Origin of the sequence: Pilimelia terevasa (assembly GCF_014647915.1) — a bacterium.
Classification (GTDB): Bacteria; Actinomycetota; Actinomycetes; order Mycobacteriales; family Micromonosporaceae; genus Pilimelia; species Pilimelia terevasa.
The window spans coordinates 320,795-338,476 of the sequence record NZ_BMQC01000002.1 but is presented as its reverse complement, the minus strand read 5'-3'; the positions used below and the strand labels follow the sequence as shown (position 1 = coordinate 338,476).

Below are 17,682 nucleotides of genomic sequence, written 5' to 3'. Positions count from 1 at the left end.
TAGGCTGTCCGAGTCGCTGAGCCCCCGTAGCTCAGGGGATAGAGCACCGCCCTCCGGAGGCGGGGGCGCAGGTTCGAATCCTGCCGGGGGCACCACCGATGACCAGCTAAGACAAGCCCGTGACCAGGCAAACCAGGTCACGGGCTTTTGTCGTAATGACTGACCAGGACCGACCCGCCACGGATGCCGAGCCGTCCCAGGCGGTCCTGCACCTCGCCTGGTCTCCCGCACGTCAGGCGGCCGCGTTGGCCGCCGCGCTGTGCCACTACGCAGACCCTGATCCGCTGAAGGCGGACCGGGGACGGCAACAAAAACGGACGTACACATTCGCCGCCGAGCGGACCGACAAACCCGACTAGCAGGCCGCCTTCCCGCTACGGCGGTCAGGGCAGGATCTCGATGTAGCCGTCGGTTCCGTGGACGCGGATCCGCTGCCCGTCGCGGATCTGCCGGGTGGCGTCCGCCACCCCGACGACGGCGGGCAGGCCGTACTCCCGGGCGATCACCGCGCCGTGGGTCATCGCTCCCCCGACCTCCGTCACCAACCCCGCGGCGGCGACGAACAGGGGCGTCCAACTGGGGTCCGTGTGCGCCGTGACGAGGATGTCGCCGGGTTCCAGGTCGGCCCGCCCCATGTCCGAGACGACGCGGGCCCGCCCCTGCACGGTCCCGGCGGAGACCGCCAGGCCGGTCAGCGCGCCGGCCGGCACGTCGTCGCGCCGGTACGCCCCGGCGACGGCCTCGCCGTCCGAGGTGAGCACCCGGGGCGGCGTGAGTGCCCGGTACGACCTGAACTCGGCCCGGCGCCGGTCGATGAGCCGGTGGTCGGCGCGGCTCGTGCGCACGGCGTCGTGAAGCTCCTGGAACGTCAGGTAGTAGATGTCCTCCACCGCGCGGAGGGCACCGGCCCGCACGAGGCGCTCGGCTTCTCTCCGCAGCGCCTGCTTGTACACGTAGTAGCGGCAGACCATGCCGTACTTCGGGTACTCCCGGTACCCCATGAAGGTCCGCACCCGGTCGATCCGCTGCTTGGCCTCGCCGGCCTTGTGCTCCCCGTCCGGCAGGGCCCGCAGGCGCCCCAGAAGCTCCCGCTCCTTCTCCGCCGCCTCCCGCTGCCCCTGCGCGAACCGCCGCGCACCCTCGCCGGCCGCGAAGTTCCGGACGTTGCCGAGGATCGTGGGCACCAGCGTGGAGGGGCGTTCGCTCCACCGCGGCCGCGAGATGTCGATCTCGCCCACGCAGCGCATACCGTACCGGTCGAGCCAGGCCGCGATGGCGTCCCGCGCCTGCGGCCCGCCCGCCAGCCGGGGCAGTTCGTCCAGGAAGTCGTCGTCCCGGACGCGCTCCAGGAACGCCACCACGTCCGGGTGCGGGCGGATCGCGTCGGCCACATCCAGCAGCGCCAACCCCATCTCCGAGGTGACGTTGTGCGGGACGGACCGGGTGAGCGTGTCGGCCGCGTTCCGCTCGCCCAGCCACGCCTCCAGCCGCTCGTTGAGCCACCACGTGGCCTCCATCGCGGACAGGAACACCTGGTGGCTGCGCGGATCGAACAAGATTCGGCGCAGCTCCTGGATGTCGGCCCGGATGAGGTCGAGCAGCGCCTCTCCCGACGCGGCCCCGATGTCGCGCGCGGCGGCGGCCACGGAGGCCTCGCTGGACCGGACCAGCTCGGTGACCACGCCCGGATCGGTCTCGATCGGGGCCGGCGGGCCGGCGACCAGCGGCCCGGGCGGACCCTCGTCCGGGAGCGGTCGGATGAAGTCGTCGCGCGCCAGAATGGTCCGCAGCGCGTCCCCGGTCAGCGGATCGGACCGCCCGATCAGTTCCAGGAGCCCGGCACGGCCGGACGGCGTGGCCAGCCGCCGGGTGACGTCGACGAACAGGCGGCCGCCGGCCTCGGCCATGGGTACAGGCGTCGTCATCTGCCAGAAGGACAGCCCCAGGGGCTTAAGGGGATCGGTCATCATCTGCTGGTGGCCGACGGAGAGGTAGACGCGGTTCTCCCGGTCGCCGGAGTCGGGGACCGGGAACAGCGTGGTGATCGGCCGGCTCTGGACGATCTGGAAGTCGTCGCCGACCAGGCACCATTCGATGTCCTGGGGGCGGCCGAAGTGCGCCTCGATCCGCCGACCGAGCCGCACGAGGCGCACGACCTGCGCATCGGTCAGCGCCGGCCGGTCCTGCTGCTGGGGGTCGATCTCCTGCTCCCGCGTACCGCCGGCCGGCGCGGCGTACACCGCGACCCGCTTGGTGGCGATCGTCCTGGCGATGACCGCGTCGTCGCGCACCCGGTAGACGTCCGTGTCCACCCGGCCGGAGACCAGCGCCTCGCCGAGGCCGAAGCTGGCCTCCACGGAGGCGATCCGCCGGTGGGAGGTGACGGGGTCGGCGGTGAACAGGACGCCGGCCGCGTCCGCGAAGACCATCCGCTGCACGACGACGGCCATGTGGACCGCGCGGTGGTCGATGCCCCGGCGCTGGCGGTAGGTCACGGCCCGCTCGGTGAACAGCGACGCCCAGCACCGGCTGACGTGCCGCAGGACCGCCTCCGGGCCCACGACGTTCAGGTAGGTGTCCTGCTGGCCGGCGAAGGACGCGGTCGGCAGGTCCTCCGCCGTCGCGCTGGACCGGACGGCGCAGGCGACCCGGTCGCCGAGCCGGGCGAGCGCGCGGCTGACCGCCGCCGCCAGGTCGACCGGGACGGCGGCCGCTTCGACGGTCCGCCGGATGTCCGCGCTGAGCGCGCGGACCCCGTCCCGGTCGTCCGGCTTCAGGTGCGACAGCCGGTCGAGCTGGCCGCCGACCGCCGGTGCCCCCGCGAGGACCCGCCGGAAGGCGTCCGTCGTCACGCAGAAGCCGGCCGGTACGCGGACGCCGTCGACCCGCGACAGGCCGCCCAGGTGGGCGCCCTTGCCGCCGACGACCGCGCCCTGCGTCTCGTCGGTCTCCCGAAGGTCCCGCACGTCCCGCTCCGTCATCGCGGCACCGCCGCGGCGGCCGTGTCCCGGCGCCCCGGGCCGCCCTCACCCGCGCCCCCGCGGGTCGCCAACAGCGCGCGGGTCGACAACAGCACTCGCATGTCCTGCCCCCATGTCTTCGGTTGTTCCCGGTCCGGCCGACGATTCTGCGGCACGACCCGGGCCTTGCGGCAAGCCCCCCGGTGCCCTATACGTTAAAGGTGGCGAGGATCTAGATCCGCGATCGCATTTCCCGGCCGCCGCTTCCCCATTTCGCTTTCCCGGCTGCCGACACGGACGGGTTACCACGAACGGCTTGCCACGAACGGGTCGACGCACATGACCGGTCCCGTCGATTCTCTGACTCCCGACGCGGTTGTCTGGTCGAGTTCAAGAGGTGGGGACGCCGGATGCACGGCGCCGCCGCCAGAGAATGCCCGCCATCACCGCTTTGTCGATCCTCCGGCGGTAGGCCCGTCCTGTTCCCGGCCAGGGACCAGGAACGGACTCACGTCCCGAAAGGACCACACCGTGAACAGCATGGTGCTTCGCTCCGCCCTGACCGCCGCGGCTCTGGCCGCCACTGTCGGGCTCACCGCCTGCGGCGACAAGGCCACCACGGCCACGCCGTCGGCGGCGCCGACCAGCGCGACGGCCGCCGCCGCGGCGGCGACGTTCAACGACGCCGACGTGCACTTCGCCACCGACATGATCCCGCACCACCGGCAGGCCGTCACGATGGCCGACCACGCCGCCGGCCGCGCCGGCAGCGCCCAGGTCAAGCAGCTCGCCGCCGCCATCAAGGGCGCCCAGGGCCCCGAGATCCAGAAGATGTCCGCCTGGCTCGCCGCATGGGGCAGGCCCGCCCCTTCCGCGGCCCCCTCGACCGGTCACGGTATGCCGGGCATGGGCACCATGCCCGGCATGATGAGCGATGCCGACCTGGCCAAGCTGATGGCCGCCAAGGGCGCGGTCTTCGACCGGATGTTCCTCACCATGATGATCAGGCATCACGAGGGTGCCGTCACCATGGCCACCGACGAACAGGCCAAGGGCAGCAACCCCGACGCCAGGCAGCTTGCCGGTCAGATCATCAGCGCCCAGACCGCCGAGATCACCAGGATGAAGCAGATGCTCGCCGCCCTCTGAACCGACCACCACAGCGTCCTCCACCTACGGCCGGCGCGGGCCGCCGTCGTACACCCAGCGCCCCGCACCTCAGTCCGCCGTCCGGGCAGCCGGCGGCACGCGCCAGAGGATCCAGATTGGCCGTTGGTGGCGGTACGGGGGCCCGGTAGGTTGCCGGTATGTCGCTGACGGAGACGGATCTGCTGCCCGGTACCCGGCGGGCGCTCACGCACCGGTTGGCCACCGGCCAGGTGCACGGGCGGGCGCCCTCGGTCGTGGCGGCCGTCGTGCGCGGCGGCCGTCCCGTGTGGGTGGAGGGCCGGGGAAGTGTGGACGGCGCCGTACCGGACGGCGACGTGCAGTACCGGATCGGCTCGATCACGAAAGCGTTCGTCGCCGTGCTGGTGCTGCGCCTGCGCGCCGAGGGGCTGCTCTCCCTCGCCGACCCGCTGGGCGAGCACCTGCCCGGCACGGCGGCGGACCAGGCCACGGTCGCGGACCTGCTGGCACACACCAGCGGGCTCGCCGCCGAGACGCCGGGCCCGTGGTGGGAGCGCACGCCCGGCGCGCTGCGCCCCGCGCTGGCCGACCTGCTCGGCGAACCGGCGCAGGTGCACCGGCCCGGCGAGCGGCACCACTACTCCAATCCCGGCTACGCGCTGCTCGGCGCGCTGGTGGAGCGGATCCGCGGCCAGGCGTGGGACGAGGTGCTGCGGCGGGAGGTGCTCGCACCGCTCGGGATGACCCGCACCACCCTGCTGCCGGTCGCGCCGCACGCCGCGGGCTGGGCCGTGCACCCCTGGGCCGACGTGCTGCTGCCGGAGCCCGCCGTGGACGCGGGCCGGATGGCGCCCGCCGGGCAGCTCTGGTCGACGGCGGCGGACCTCGCCCGGTTCGCCGCGTTCCTGATCGACGGCGACGAGCGGGTCCTGGACGCGGAGGCCGTCGCCGAGATGCGCGCTCCGGCGTGCCCCCCGGAGGCGGCCCAGTGGGACAGCGGGTACGGGCTGGGCCTCCAGCTCCTGCGCCGGGACGGTCGGCTGCTGGCCGGCCACACCGGCTCGATGCCGGGGTTCCTGGCCACCGTGTGGACCAGCGCCGAGGACGACCTCGGGGCGGTGGTGGTGGGCAACTCGACCGCCGGCCTGCCCGTCGGCGCGCTCGCGGCCGACCTGCTGGCGGCGGTCGCCGAGCGGGAGCCGCGGATCCCGGCCCCGTGGCGCCCGCTGCCCACGGTCGACCCGCACCTGCTGGAGCTGGCCGGACCGTGGTACTGGGGGCCGGTTCTCTGGGTCCTCCGCCCGCTGGCCGACGGCTTCCTTGAGCTGACCCCCATGTCCGAGGGCCAGCGCGGCACCCGGCTGCGACCCACCGGCGACGGCGGTTGGACCGGGCTCAACGGCTACTTCGCCGGCGAGCCGCTGCGGGTCGAGCGCGACCCCACGGGCGCGGTCAGCCACCTGGATCTGGGCACGCACATCTTCACCCGGCAGCCCTACCACCCTGCGCGGTCCGTCCCCGGCGGCGTCGAGGAGGCCGGCTGGCGGGTCCCCTGACACCCGAGCGAGGGAGTCCGTGACGAGCCCGCCGGGGGACTTCGCGCTGAGCATGGAAGAACTGCGCGTGGTCGCCCGGTACGCCGCCGAGTGCGCCCAGCCCGTGCTGCCGGTCTTCGAGGCCGTGCACCCGGACGACCCCCGGCCGCGCACCGCGATCGACGCCGCCTGGACGTTCGTCGGGGGCGCACCCCGCGCGAAGCTCCAGCGCGACGCCGCGCTCGCCGCCCACCGCGCGGCCCGGGACGCGGGCACCCCGGCCGCCCGGGCCGCCGCCCGCGCGGCCGGCGACGCCGCCGCGGCCGCCTACCTGCACCCCCTGGCCAGGGCGACCCAGGGCGGTCACATCCTGCGTGCCGCCGCGTTCGCCGCCCGCGCCGCGGAACTGGCCGCCGACGGCAGACCCGAGGTCGGGCAGGACGTCATCGCGCAGGCCCGCCGCCGCGCCACCCCGACCCTCATCGAGGTACTCCGCCGCTACCCGCCGGCCCCCGAGGGCAGAAGCCGGGTCGACCAGCTCTGGAAGGCCCTCGACACCGCGCTGCGGAGTGGGGGCGGTGTCACTTCGCCGGCAGCGAGCGGGCGTACCCGATCCCCCGGGAGACCCACGACCTGAGCTGGCGGGTGGTGGCCAGCCCGTCGGCGTCGATGTGCAGCCAGCCGCGCAGCTCCCGCCCGCGCATCTGGAACCGGGTCGCCTCCGGCCGCTGGACCAGCGCCGGGGTGTCGGCCGGGTCGACCCGCAGCAGCAGTCCGCCCCGGCCGCTCGCGCTCACCGCCAGGTTGCCGTGGACCAGAAAGGCGAGGCCGCCGAACATGCGCCTCTCCGTCAGGCCCGGTTCGTCGCGCACGATGCTCCGGATGCGGTGGGCCAGCTCCTCGTCGTATGCCACGCCGACAGTGTCGCACCGCCGGGTGGCGGAGCGGACCGGTCAGCGCCCGGTCAGCCCGCGGTCCAGGGTCAGCTTCCTGACGAGCCGCCGCTCAGGCCGCCCCGGGGAGCCGCGGACCTGGAGGTCCGCGGTGCGTCGCCAGCCCGAGCGCCGGTACGCCCGGACGGCCCGCTCGTTGTCGTCGATGACCCAGAGTTCCAGCTCGCCGACGCCGACGGCGCGCGCGCGGGCGTCCACATAGGCGAGCAGGCCACGACCGACCCCGGTCCCCCACGCCTCGGGGGCGACGGCAAGGTAGACGAGTTCGAGGACCGGCTCGCGGGTCACCAGGAGCGCGAAGCCGACGGCCCGCTGACGCACCCGGGCGATGTGCAGAGAACCGGCCCCGGTCGACAGACGACGTCGGATGGCGGGGAGCTTCTCCTCGACGGGGGCCGGCGCGGGGAGGTGGTCCCGCCTGGCCACCGCCGCGGCCCAGAGGCCCGCCGCGGTGCGCTGGCCTTGGGCGCTCCCGTCCGGGGTGATCCGAATGTCCGCGGCGCCGCCCCGCGCTGCCGAGCCACTCACGACGGCGACCCCGACCGTACCGCGACCTCAGTCAAGACAGAATTCGTTGCCCTCGATGTCCTGCATCACCAGGCACGACTCGTCGTAGCCGTCGGCGGTCAGCAGGCGCACGCGCACCGCGCCGAGCGCGACCAGCCGCGCGCACTCGGCCTCCAGGCTCGCCAGGCGTTCCCCGCCCACGAGTCCGGTGCCGACCCGCACGTCGAGGTGCAGCCGGTTCTTCACGACCCTGCCCTCGGGGACACGCTGGAAGAACAGCCGCGGGCCCACCCCCGTCGGATCCACGCAGGCAAAGGACGCGCCCTGGCGCTCGGGGGGCAGTGCGCGGTCGAAGTCGTCCCACGTCGGGAATCCCGCGGGGGGGCGGCGGTACGACGTAGCCCAGCACCTCGCACCAGAAGCGCGCGACGCGCTCCGGCTCCGCGCAGTCGAAGGTGACCTGGACCTGCCTGACCGTCCCCATCGGCCCACCATATCGAGCTGCTCCTCGGGTCGCACGCGGGTTCTGTCCCGCCGCGTCGCCCGCCCGCGCTGAGCCTGTGCGTCGTGCGGTGGGCACCCGGACGGCGTCCCGGCGCCCACCGGCGGCGCTACCTGCTGGAGTCGGCCAGGGCCGTGATGGCGGCGGCGGCGCGGACGTACTCGTTGCGCCCCAGGTCGCCGATGGTCTCGATGCCGAAAGCCTGGCGGAGGGCCTGGGCGTCGGCGGAGGAGACGCCGGCCAGCGCGTCGACGGGCGCGTCGGACAGGGCGTGCAGGTCCAGGGCCTCGTACCGGCGGTCGAGAATCTTGGCGAGGTCGGCGGTGACGGTCATGGGCGTTCCTTCCCTTGGCGTTTCCTGACGTGCGCCGCCCCGCCGTCCACGTCGCGGTCGCGGCGGGCGCCTGAGCGGTGCCATCAGACACGACCGAGGCCGCGACACGCACGACCGTACGGTTACGGCCGGTCGACTGCCAGACGTCCATCCGGCGTAGGCGCCGGCGCGACGGCGGCACCGGCAGCCGCAACTCGGCGGCGCCGCCGCGCCGGATCCGTCAGCATGGGCGGATGCTCACCGTCGAGAAGCCGATCGTCACCAGCCGCCTCCTGCTCCGACCGTTCGTCCCCGCCGACGTGGAGGCCCTCCACGTCATCCGCACCGAGCCGGACGTGCTGCGCTACCTGTACTGGCCCCCGGCGACCCTGGACGAGGTCCGCGAGGTGGTCGACCGGCGGCGCACGATGAACCGGCTCGTCGAGGAGAACGACTACCTCGTCCTCGCGGCGGTCTGCCGCGACACCGGCCGCCTCGTTGGCGAGGTGGACCTGTGCTGGACCAGCGTCGCCCACCGGCACGGCGAGTTCGGCGTGATCCTGCACCCGCGGGCGCAGGGGCGCGGCCTGGCCACGGAGGCGGGTACCGCGCTGCTGGACCTCGCCTTCGGCCAGCTCGGCCTGCACCGGGTGAGCGCCCGCACCGACTCCCGCAACGCGGCCTGTGTCGCCGTCCTGCGCCGGCTCGGGATGCGGCAGGAGGCGCACCTGCGGGAGTGCGTGCGGTTCGCGGGCCAGTGGTACGACGAACTGGTCCTCGCGGTCCTGGCCGGGGAGTGGGCGGCGCGGGGCGACTGAGGCGTCCGCCCCCGGCCGGGCGGCGAGGGCCGCGCGGCCGGGGCGCCGGCCAAGCTCCTGACTAGCCGGTAGCCTCGGCGGGGGCCTTGCGGTGCCGGCCGGGCACGCCCAGAATCGGGCCGTCAGCGCCGACCGGGCCTGCACGACGACGGGGATGGCCGATGACCGCGAGCGACCTGTCCGCCGTGGACACCCCGCCGATGCCGTACGTCGGGCGGGACCGGGAACTGGCCGCCGCGCTCGCCGGCCTGGAGCGCGCCCGCGGTCGGATGTGGACGTCGGTGGTCTGCGGCGACCCGGGCATCGGCAAGAGCCGGCTGCTGGAGGAGCTGGTGGCCGCCGCCCGCGCGCGGGGCGTCGCGGTCCTGTCGGCGCGGGCCGCGGAGTACGAGCGCGGGGTGCCGTTCGGCGTCCTGCGCGACGCACTCGACGGCGCGGTGCCGCCCGCGGCGGCCGGGCGGCTCACCACGGCGCAGCGGACCCTGGTGGGAGCCGTGTTCCCGGAGCTGGCACCGGCCGGACCGCCCTCGGACCTGCTCGACGTCGAACGGTTCCGGCTGCACCGGGCGCTGCGGGTGCTGGTCGAGTCCGTCGCGGCGGCGCACCCGGCGGGCCTGCTGCTGGTCCTGGACGACCTGCACTGGGCGGACGCGGCGACGCTCGAACTCCTCGACCACCTGGTCCGGCACCCGCCGCGGGCCGGGTTGGCGCTCGCCGTGGGGGTCCGGCCGCGGCAGGCGCCCGCCCTGCTGCTGACCTCGGTCACGGCGGCGGCGAGCCGCGGCGAGGCAACCCTGATCGAACTTCCCGCCCTCGACACCGACGCCGCCGGACGGCTGATGGCCCGGTGGGGGGTACCCGCCGGGCGTCGGGCCGCGCTGTCCGCGAGCAGCGGCGGGAACCCGCTGTACCTGGAGACGCTGGCCCGCGCCGAGCGGCACGGGGCGGCACCGCCGTCGGCGGGCGGGGCGGCCGACGGCGGCGACGGGGCCACGGCGATGCACCTGGCGCTGCTCGCCGAGTTCGGCGGCCTGCACCCCGACCACGTGACGGTGGCCGCCGCGGCGGCGGTCGCCGGGGACGCCGTCGACCCGGCGCTGCTGACCGCCGTCAGCGGCCTGCCGGCCGACGTGGTGGACGCGGCGCTGGACGCGCTGTACCGGCGGGACCTGCTGCGCCCGGGACCGGCCGGTCTGCGGTACCGGCACCCGCTGCTGCGCAGCGTCGCGTACCAGGCGGCCGACCCCGGCTGGCGGATCGGCGCCCACCGGCGGGCGTACGCGGCGTGGCGGGCGCGCGGCGCCGACCTGGCGGTGCTGGCCGGGCACGTGAGCCGGTACGCGACCCGCGGCGACCGCGACGCGGTGGCGGTCCTGGTCGACGCGGCGCGGGCGTCCCTGCCGACGGACCCGGCCGCGGCGGCGCACTGGCTGGACGCCGCCCTGCGCCTGCTCCCGGCGACCGCGGAGACCGCCGGTACCCGGTTGGAGCTGCTCGCCACCCGGGTCCGGGCGGTCGGGGTCAGCGGGCGGCTCGGCGACGCGCGTGACCTGCTGCACGAGGTGCTCGACCAGGTGCCCGCGCAGGAGTGGGAGCGGCGGGCGCAGCTCACCGGGTTCTGCGCCATGCTCGAACGGCTCCTCGGCCACCACAGCGAGGCGCGCAGCCTGCTGACCCGCGCCCTGGCCGGGCTGCCCGACCACGAGTGCGTGACGGCGGTGACCCTGCGCCTCGAACTGGCGGTGGCGCGGCTCAGTCACGGCGAGTTCGACCTGGGCGAGGACCGGGCCGCCGAGGCGCTGGCGATCGCCCACCGGCTGCGCGACCCGTCGCTGCTGGCCGCCACCCAGGCCACGTACGCCTTCGTGCACATCTGCGCGGGCGACCTCTCCCCCGGCGTGCGCGCGCAGGCGACCGCCGCGGCCGCCGGGGTGGACGCGATGTCCGACGGGGACCTGGGCCGGCACCTGGAGACGATGGTCGGGCTCGGCCTGGCCGAGCTGTTCCTCGAACGGTGGTCCGCGGCCGAGCGGCACCTGGCCCGCGGGCTGCGGGTGGCGCGGGCCACCGGCCAGGCCCACCTGATCAACTTCCTGCGGATGGCGCAGGGGGCCTACTTCGGGATGCGCGGCCGGCTGGCCGAGGCCGCCGAGTGCTTCGAGGACGCCCACGAGGCCGGGCTGCTGGCCGGCAGCGCCGAGATGCGGACGCAGGCGCTGTCGCAGCAGGGCTGGATCGCCATCTGGCGCGGGGAGATGGCGGCGGCGCGGGGGTACATCGCCGACGCGCTGGCGCTCGCCGGGCCGGAGCACGACTGGCACAGTACGGTCGCGCAGGCCGACTGGGCGCTGATCCACCTGCACCGCGGCGACCCGCAGGCGTGCGTGAGCCTGTTCACGTCCCGGGTGGAGCCGCACCTGTCGCGGATCGACGCGCTCAGCCGGCCCGTCTGGTACCACGTGATGGCCGCCGCGACCGCGCTCGCCGGGAGCCCGGCCGCCGCGCACCGCTGGGCGGACCGGGCCGAGGCGGCGGTGGCGGGTCTCGACCTGCCGGTGCGCTCGGGGATCGCGCTGCTCGCCCGCGCCTACGCCACCGGCGGGGCCGACCCGGCGGCGGCCGCCGACATCGCGCTCGCCGCGGTCGCGGCCCTGGAGACGACCGGGGCGCGGGTGTTCACCGGGCTGGCGCACCTGGGCGCGGCGACCGCGCTCGGCGGGGCTGGGCGGGTGGCGGCGGCGCGGGAGCACTTCGCGCGGGCGCGGGCGCTGTTCCGGGACTGCGGCGCCGCGGGCCTGCACGCCGACGCCGTCCGCGCGCAGCGCCGGATGGACGGCGGCCGGCCCCGCCGGTCGCGGGACGCCGACCTGCCCGGGGACGGCCCGCTGGCCGGGCTGACCGCCCGCGAGCGGGAGGTCGCCGCCCTGGTCCGCACGGGGCTGAGCAACCCCGAGATCGGCGAGCAGCTCTACCTGAGCCGCAAGACCGTCGAGGCGCACCTGCACCGGGTCTTCGCCAAGCTCGGCGTCACCAGCCGCACGGCGGTGGCCGCCGTCGTCGCGGCCCACTCCCCCGGCCCGGCCGCGGACCGGCCGCCCGCCTGAGCGCGGGTCAGCCGGAGGCCGCCGCGCGCAGCAGGGCATTGTCGGTCACCGCGTCCAGGGCCAGCGTCTTGTACCCGACCTCGTCGAACAGGACGGTGATGCGGTCCTCCTCGGCGTGCATCACGGTGCCCGCGCCCCACTGCGCGTGCCGGACCCGGGACTCGGCGGCGTAGGGGTGGTCGACGTCGTCGCGCTCCTGCGCCGCCTGGGCCGCGAGTCCGGAGACGCAGGTGTCGCAGGCGCCGCACGGGGCGGGCAGCTCCTCGCCCAAGTAGCCGAGCAGGAACCGCCGGCGGCACGAGGTCGTCTCCGCGTACGCCTGCATCATCTCCACCCGCGACCGGTCCAGCCGCTGCCGCCGCTCGTGGGCCTCGACCGCCCAGCCGACCGCCTCGTCCACCGTGACCGCGCCGTCGGCCCACGCGACCCGCCCGCGCGCCGCCCGGGTGACCGCGCCGGCCTGGCCCAGCAGGTTCAGCAGGCCGCTCAGCTTCGTCGGGCCGACGCCGAGCTGCTCGCGCAGCGCGCGGGTGGTGGTGGCACCGGCGCCGCGCAGGCGCGCGGTCAGCGCGCGCAGGGCGTCGGTGTCCACGCCGCGGGCGGCGAAGAACCGCCGCAGGCCGAGGTCCTCGGGCCGGTAGCACAGCACGACGTCGGCGGGGGCGCCGTCGCGGCCGGCGCGGCCGACCTCCTGGTAGTAGGAGTCCGGCGAGTCCGGCACGTGCGCGTGCACGACGAACCGGACGTCCGGCTTGTCGATGCCCATGCCGAACGCGGTGGTGGCGACGACGACCTCGATCTCGCCGTCGAGGAAGGCGTGGTGCACCCGGCGGCGGTCGGCCGCCGGCAGGCCGGCGTGGTAGGCGGCGGCGGTCCGGCCGCGCGCGACCAGCTCGGCGGCGTACTGCTCGGTGTCGCGGCGGGTCGCCGCGTAGACGATGCCGGCGCCGGGGAGCGCGGCGAGCCACTCGTGCACGCCCTCGCGCTTGTCGGCGTCGCTCTGGTACCGCCGCACCCAGATCCGCAGGTTCGGCCGGTCGAAGCCGCTGACGACCTGCTCCGGCTCCCGCAGTCCGAGGACGGCGACGATGTCCTCCCGGACCGGCGCGGAGGCGGTGGCGGTCAGCGCCAGGACCGGCGGCCCGCCCCAGCGCGCGACGGCCTCGCCGATGCGGCGGTACGCGGGCCGGAAGCCGTGGCCCCAGGTGGACACGCAGTGCGCCTCGTCCACCACCACCAGCGTCGGGCGCGCCCGGCCCACGGCCGCCACGACGTCCTCGCGGGTGAGCTGCTCCGGCGACAGGAAGAGGTACCCGGCCTCGCCCTGGCGCAGCGCGTCGACCGCGGCGGCGTTGTCGGCCTCGCTCTGGTCGGAGTTGACCGCGACCGCGGCCGGCGCGGCGCTGTCGGCGAGGCCGGCCACCTGGTCGCGTTGCAGGGCGATCAGCGGGGAGACCACGACGGTGGCACCGCCGCGCAGCAGCGCGGGCACCTGGTAGATCGCCGACTTGCCGGCCCCGGTGGGCATGACCACGAGGGCGTCGCGGCCGGCGAGCACGGCGCGCATGGCGCGCTCCTGGGCGGGGCGCAGCGCGTCCCAGCCGAACACCTCGCGGGCGGTCCGGCGCAGGCGGGCGAGGTCGGCGGTGTCGGGGGTCTCGGGCACGCGCCACCCCTACCCCGGCCGCGGCCCGCCGAACCGCGGAACCGCGCAAGACCGCGGGTGATCAGCGCCACCGCGGCGGGGGTCGACGGCCCGGTGCGCCGCGGCGGGGCCGCCGCGACGTCCGTAGGATCCGGGGACCGCCGCGCTGGGAGGCCGCATGTCGCATCTACGCCGTCGCACGAGCGTCCTGCTGACCGTGCTGACCCTGCTGACCGCCCCGTCCTCGCCCGCGCACGCGGGCGGCGCACCGCCCGGCGGGCCGTGCCGGGCCGGCGAGGGCAACAGCGCCCGGATCACCGCCGTCGACGCCGCCGGCCGCGCCAGCGGCTGGGTCCGGTACTGCCGCCCGTACGGCGACCTGTGGCACCGCCAGCTCCTGGTCGCGCACGCGCTGACGGTCCAGGACGGGCAGTGGCGGCCGCGCGCGGTGAGCCCGGGGTACGAGTACCCGACGCGGGTGCGGGTGCGGCGGTTCGCCGGGGTGCAGACCCTGCACCACGGGGTGGGGGTGCACCACGTCTGCGTCTACGGCGGCGGCGGCCAGGCGCTGGACTGCTGGTGGGTGTCCCGGCGCGGCCCGGCGGCCGACCTCCGGTACCGGTTCGGCCGCAGCCCGCTGCGCCTGGCCAAGCCCCGCGACCTGCAGATCCTCGTCACGAGCTGCGGCACCTGCTGGTAGCCGGCCGCGGGCCGCGGACACGGCGGCGGGCCGCAGCCCGCGCAGTTCGCGCGGCCTACGGCCCGACCCCGGTCGATCAGTTGTTCTGTGCTTCCCACACGAAGTCGGTGGTGATGCTGTCGCCCTGGGCGGTCGACGGCGTCGAGGCGTTCAGGGTGTAGGTGAACCGGAAGACGCGGGTGTTGCCCGCGGCGGCGCTCGTCCACCCGGTGCCGTACCCGTTGGAGAAGTTCGTCTTGCCGCTGACCGTGGTCATCGTGTCGCCCGGCGCGGCGGCCGTGACGTTGGTGAGGCCGACGGGGGCGCCGCAGGTGCCGGTACCGATCTGGACCTGCATGTTCAGCCAGGTGCCGATGACCACGCCGTCGGCGGCGCCGTCCGTCGCGTTGTAGTTGGCGACGTACATCTTGACGGTCGACGCGGCGGTACCGCTGTAGGTCACGACGACGCAGCTCGTGGCCGTGTTGCCCGGCAGCAGCGCGGGAGCGGTGAACAGCGCGACACCGGCGTCGTTGTCGCTGATCGTGACCGTGCCGATGGTCATGGTGTTGGTCGGGTTGGTCGTGGTCGCGCTGAAGGCGCTCGCGGTCGAGTTCCAGACCAGCGTGGCGGCGGCCATCAGGCCGACCAACGCAACGGCCAGGGTGCGGGTCCCGTCGGTGGTGATCCGCCGGGGTGCGCGGGGTGCGCTCTCGTTGGTGCCTGCCGCCATGCCACCCACCTCATTCGCCATCCTGGCCTCGGTCCAACTCCGTCGGCTGAACAGATCGGCGGCCGGGCGGCGGACCTGACGAACCTCGCGCCTTTTCCGGTATCAAGTCGGTGCGCCCGGTAGCCATCGGGTCTCAGGTGGCGCGGCCCGCTGCCGATGAGGGGTTCCGGCCGCCGTCGACGGCCCCGGCGCGGCGCGGCGTCGCCCCGGCACGCCACCGGCGCCCCGGCAGCCCCAGCGGCACCGCCGGCCCGGCCCTCTCAGCATCCGTTCAGCCGGCGGCCCTAGGCTGCCGGTCGTGTCCACTGGTACGGCCGACGGCTGTCATACCGGGCGCGGCGCGGTCCCCGACCGCGGGCCGCACCGCCCGCCGCCCACGCCCGGGGGCGGTGAACCGCCGTGCTGATCGCCGTCGGCGTGCTCGCCATCGTCGTGCTCACCGCCGCGACGGGGTACTTCGTCGCCCAGGAGTTCGCCTACGTGGCTGCCGACCGCGGGCGCCTGCGCGCCCTGGCTGACGGGGGCGACCCGGCCGCCGCGCGGGCGCTGCGGGTGACCGGGCACCTGTCCTTCGTCCTGTCCGGGGCCCAGGTCGGGATCACCGTGACCGCCCTGCTGGCCGGGTACGTCGCCGAGCCGTTCCTCGGCCGCGGCACGGCGGAGCTGCTGGGAGCGGCCGGCCTCGGCCCGGCGGCGAGCCTGTCGATCTCGGTCGTGGCGGCGCTGGTGTTCGCCACGGTGGTGCAGATGGTGCTGGGCGAGCTGGCGCCGAAGAACCTGGCCATCGCCCGGCCGGAGGCGCTGGCCTGCCGCCTGTCCCGGTCGACCCTGGCCTACCTGGCCGTGGCCGGCCCCGTGATCCGGGTCTTCGACGCCGCCGCGAACTGGCTGCTGCGCCGCGCCGGCATCGAACCGGTCGAGGAGCTGCCCCAGGGGGCCACCCCCGAGGACCTCGACCGGATCATCGCCGCCGCGCACACCCACGGGACCCTCGACGCCGCCAGCGCCCGGCTGCTCGCCCACGGGCTGCACTTCCGCGGCCGGACCGCCGCCGCGGTGATGACCCCCCGGGTGCACGTGAGCACGCTGGGGGCGACGGAGCCGGCGGTCCGGGTGGTGGCGCTGCTGGCCACGGGCCGCTCCCGGTTCCCGGTCCTGGGCACCGGCGTCGACGACGTGGTAGGGGTGGTGTCGATCTCCGACGTGGTCCGGCTCACCCCGCAGCAGCGGCGGACGACGACGGTCGGCGCGCTGGCGGCACCGCCGGTGCTGGTCCCGGAGTCGCTGCCGCTGCCGGCCGTGCTCGAACGGCTCAAGGCCGCCCGCCGGCAGCTCGCGGTGGTGGTGGACGAGTACGGCGGCTTCGCCGGGGTGGTCACGCTGGAGGACGTCGCCGAAGAGCTGGTCGGCGAGATCCGGGACGAGGACGACCTGCCCGAGCCCGCGGTGCTCGCGGCGCCGGACGGCTCCTGGCTGCTGCCCGGCCGCCTGCGGCTGGACGAGGTCGCGGACGCCACGGGGGTGCGGCTGCCCGGCGGCGGAGCGTACGACACGGTGTCGGGCCTGGTCCTGGCGACCCTCGGCCGGGTACCCGAGCCGGGCGACCTGCTGACGGTCGCGCTGGTCCCGGGCACCGGCGACGACGGCGACCCGGTACCGGCCGGCGCGGCCCGACTGCGGGTGGAGTCGGTACACCGGCACGTGGCCGAGCGGGTCCGGCTGCACCGGCACGGGGGGCCGGCGTGAGCACGTCGTGGGCGCTGCTGGTCTCGGTGCTGCTGCTGGCGCTGAACGCGTTCTTCGTGGCGGCCGAGTTCGCGCTCGTCGCCGCCAAGCGGCACCGGCTGGAGCGGGCCGCCGCCGCGGGTTCCCGGGGCGCCCGGGCGGCGCTGGCCGGTACCCGGCAGCTCTCCCTCATGCTGGCGGGGGCGCAGCTCGGGATCACCCTGTGCACCCTCGCCCTGGGCGCGCTGACCAAGCCGACGGTCGCCCACCTGCTGGAGCCCGCCTTCCAGGCGGTCGGGCTGCCGGCCGACGCGGCGTACGCGGTGGCGTTCGTCCTCGCGGTGGCCCTGGTGGGGTTCCTGCACGTCGTGGTCGGCGAGATGGCCCCGAAGTCGTGGGCGATCACCCGCCCGGAGACCGCGGCGCAGCTCCTGGCGCCGGCCTTCGCCGCGTTCACGGCGCTGGCCCGGCCGTTCCTGGCCGCGCTCAACGCGCTGGCCAACGCCTGCCTGCGGGCGGTCAAGGTACAGCCGCAGGACACCCTCGCCCAGGTGCACAGCCCCGAGCAGCTCCGGATGCTGCTGGAGACCTCGCGGGAGCACGGGACGATCGCCGAGGCGGAGCACCACCTGCTGACGGCGATGCTCGCGGTGCAGTCCCGGACCATCGGGGCGCTGGCGGTGCCGGCCGCGGACATGGCCACCGTGGCGGCGGATGCCGCCGCCACCGACGTCGAGCGGCAGAGCACCCGCACCGGCCGGTCCCGCCTGGTGGTGACCGTCCCCGGCGGGATCGTCGGGGTGGTCCACGTCCGCGAGGCGGCCAAGGCGACCACGGCCGGGCAGGAGGCGACCGCGGCGGACCTGATGACGCCCGCCCTGTTCCTGCCCGCCGGCACGCGGGTGCTCGACGCGGTCACCACCATGCGGGACCGCCGCACCCACCTGGCCCTGGTGACGGCCGACGACGCACCGACGGGCCTGGTCACGCTGGAGGACCTGCTGGAGGAGGTCATCGGCGAGTTCGACGACGAGACGGACCCCGTCGTCGACGCGGCCCGCCGCGCGGGCGCCCGCTGAG

The 17,682-nt window shown here is 75.8% G+C and carries 14 protein-coding genes, 1 tRNA gene and 1 pseudogene; 9 read left to right on the top strand and 7 right to left on the bottom strand.

Translation table 11 applies throughout. The annotated features are described in order from the left end of the window. Positions 1-20 precede the first annotated feature (20 nt). Positions 21-95 (top strand) — tRNA-Arg (locus IEY75_RS04500). A 288-nt stretch (positions 96-383) separates the two neighbouring features. On the opposite strand, the gene rph is transcribed toward IEY75_RS04500, so the two are convergent. Continuing rightward, positions 384-2,981 carry a rifamycin-inactivating phosphotransferase gene (rph, locus tag IEY75_RS04495; RefSeq protein ID WP_189112894.1) on the bottom strand — a complete coding sequence of 866 codons (2,598 nt, stop codon included), beginning with the start codon at positions 2,979-2,981 and terminating at the stop codon, positions 384-386. A gap of 519 nt (positions 2,982-3,500) precedes the next feature. Between rph and IEY75_RS04490 the strand changes: the two genes are divergently transcribed. The 3 genes from IEY75_RS04490 (at position 3,501) to IEY75_RS04480 (ending at position 6,260) form a co-directional block, all read left to right on the top strand. Further along, positions 3,501-4,109 carry a DUF305 domain-containing protein gene (locus tag IEY75_RS04490; RefSeq protein WP_189112893.1) on the top strand — a complete coding sequence of 203 codons (609 nt, stop codon included), beginning with the start codon at positions 3,501-3,503 and terminating at the stop codon, positions 4,107-4,109. Between the two features lie 158 nt (positions 4,110-4,267). After that, entirely contained in the window at positions 4,268-5,644 is a 1,377-nt protein-coding gene (locus tag IEY75_RS04485; protein ID WP_189112892.1) for a serine hydrolase domain-containing protein, read from the top strand. A gap of 19 nt (positions 5,645-5,663) precedes the next feature. Then, positions 5,664-6,260, top strand: a complete 597-nt coding sequence (locus tag IEY75_RS04480) for a putative immunity protein (RefSeq protein WP_229789344.1) — start codon at positions 5,664-5,666, stop codon at positions 6,258-6,260. Here the strand turns inward: IEY75_RS04480 and IEY75_RS04475 are convergent. The 4 genes and pseudogenes from IEY75_RS04475 to IEY75_RS04460 form a co-directional block, all read right to left on the bottom strand. After that, on the bottom strand, positions 6,205-6,537 hold the full coding sequence (locus tag IEY75_RS04475) for a TfoX/Sxy family protein (protein WP_189112891.1): 333 nt from the start codon (positions 6,535-6,537) through the stop codon (positions 6,205-6,207). The genes IEY75_RS04480 and IEY75_RS04475 overlap by 56 nt on opposite strands. Positions 6,538-6,576: 39 nt before the next feature. Further along, the gene (locus tag IEY75_RS04470; protein ID WP_189112890.1) at positions 6,577-7,104 is read right to left on the bottom strand and encodes a GNAT family N-acetyltransferase; all 528 of its coding nucleotides are present in this window, start codon (positions 7,102-7,104) and stop codon (positions 6,577-6,579) included. 27 nt (positions 7,105-7,131) lie between these two features. Then, a pseudogene (locus IEY75_RS04465) lies at positions 7,132-7,567 on the bottom strand (VOC family protein). Between the two features lie 127 nt (positions 7,568-7,694). Next, complete coding sequence (locus tag IEY75_RS04460) at positions 7,695-7,919, bottom strand: hypothetical protein (protein WP_189112889.1); 225 nt, start codon at positions 7,917-7,919, stop codon at positions 7,695-7,697. Positions 7,920-8,152: 233 nt separating this feature from the next. On the opposite strand from IEY75_RS04460, the gene IEY75_RS04455 reads away from it, so the two are divergent. Both IEY75_RS04455 and IEY75_RS04450 read left to right on the top strand, forming a co-directional pair. Beyond that, on the top strand, positions 8,153-8,716 hold the full coding sequence (locus IEY75_RS04455) for a GNAT family N-acetyltransferase (RefSeq protein WP_189112888.1): 564 nt from the start codon (positions 8,153-8,155) through the stop codon (positions 8,714-8,716). 161 nt (positions 8,717-8,877) lie between these two features. Further along, the gene (locus tag IEY75_RS04450; RefSeq protein WP_189112887.1) at positions 8,878-11,820 is read left to right on the top strand and encodes an ATP-binding protein; all 2,943 of its coding nucleotides are present in this window, start codon (positions 8,878-8,880) and stop codon (positions 11,818-11,820) included. 7 nt (positions 11,821-11,827) lie between these two features. Here the strand turns inward: IEY75_RS04450 and IEY75_RS04445 are convergent, their stop codons facing one another. Next, positions 11,828-13,486 carry a RecQ family ATP-dependent DNA helicase gene (locus IEY75_RS04445; protein WP_229789343.1) on the bottom strand — a complete coding sequence of 553 codons (1,659 nt, stop codon included), beginning with the start codon at positions 13,484-13,486 and terminating at the stop codon, positions 11,828-11,830. A 157-nt stretch (positions 13,487-13,643) separates the two neighbouring features. On the opposite strand from IEY75_RS04445, the gene IEY75_RS04440 reads away from it, so the two are divergent. Further along, positions 13,644-14,165 carry a hypothetical protein gene (locus IEY75_RS04440; protein WP_189112886.1) on the top strand — a complete coding sequence of 174 codons (522 nt, stop codon included), beginning with the start codon at positions 13,644-13,646 and terminating at the stop codon, positions 14,163-14,165. A gap of 76 nt (positions 14,166-14,241) precedes the next feature. Here IEY75_RS04440 and IEY75_RS04435 read toward each other — a convergent pair whose 3' ends face one another. Then, positions 14,242-14,877 carry a hypothetical protein gene (locus tag IEY75_RS04435; RefSeq protein WP_189112885.1) on the bottom strand — a complete coding sequence of 212 codons (636 nt, stop codon included), beginning with the start codon at positions 14,875-14,877 and terminating at the stop codon, positions 14,242-14,244. Between the two features lie 399 nt (positions 14,878-15,276). On the opposite strand from IEY75_RS04435, the gene IEY75_RS04430 reads away from it, so the two are divergent. Continuing rightward, on the top strand, positions 15,277-16,623 hold the full coding sequence (locus IEY75_RS04430; protein ID WP_189112884.1) for a hemolysin family protein: 1,347 nt from the start codon (positions 15,277-15,279) through the stop codon (positions 16,621-16,623). Further along, a complete protein-coding gene (locus IEY75_RS04425; protein WP_189112883.1) occupies positions 16,620-17,681 on the top strand; it encodes a hemolysin family protein in 1,062 nt (353 codons plus the stop codon). Before IEY75_RS04430 ends, IEY75_RS04425 begins: the two co-directional genes overlap by 4 nt. Position 17,682 lies beyond the last annotated feature (1 nt).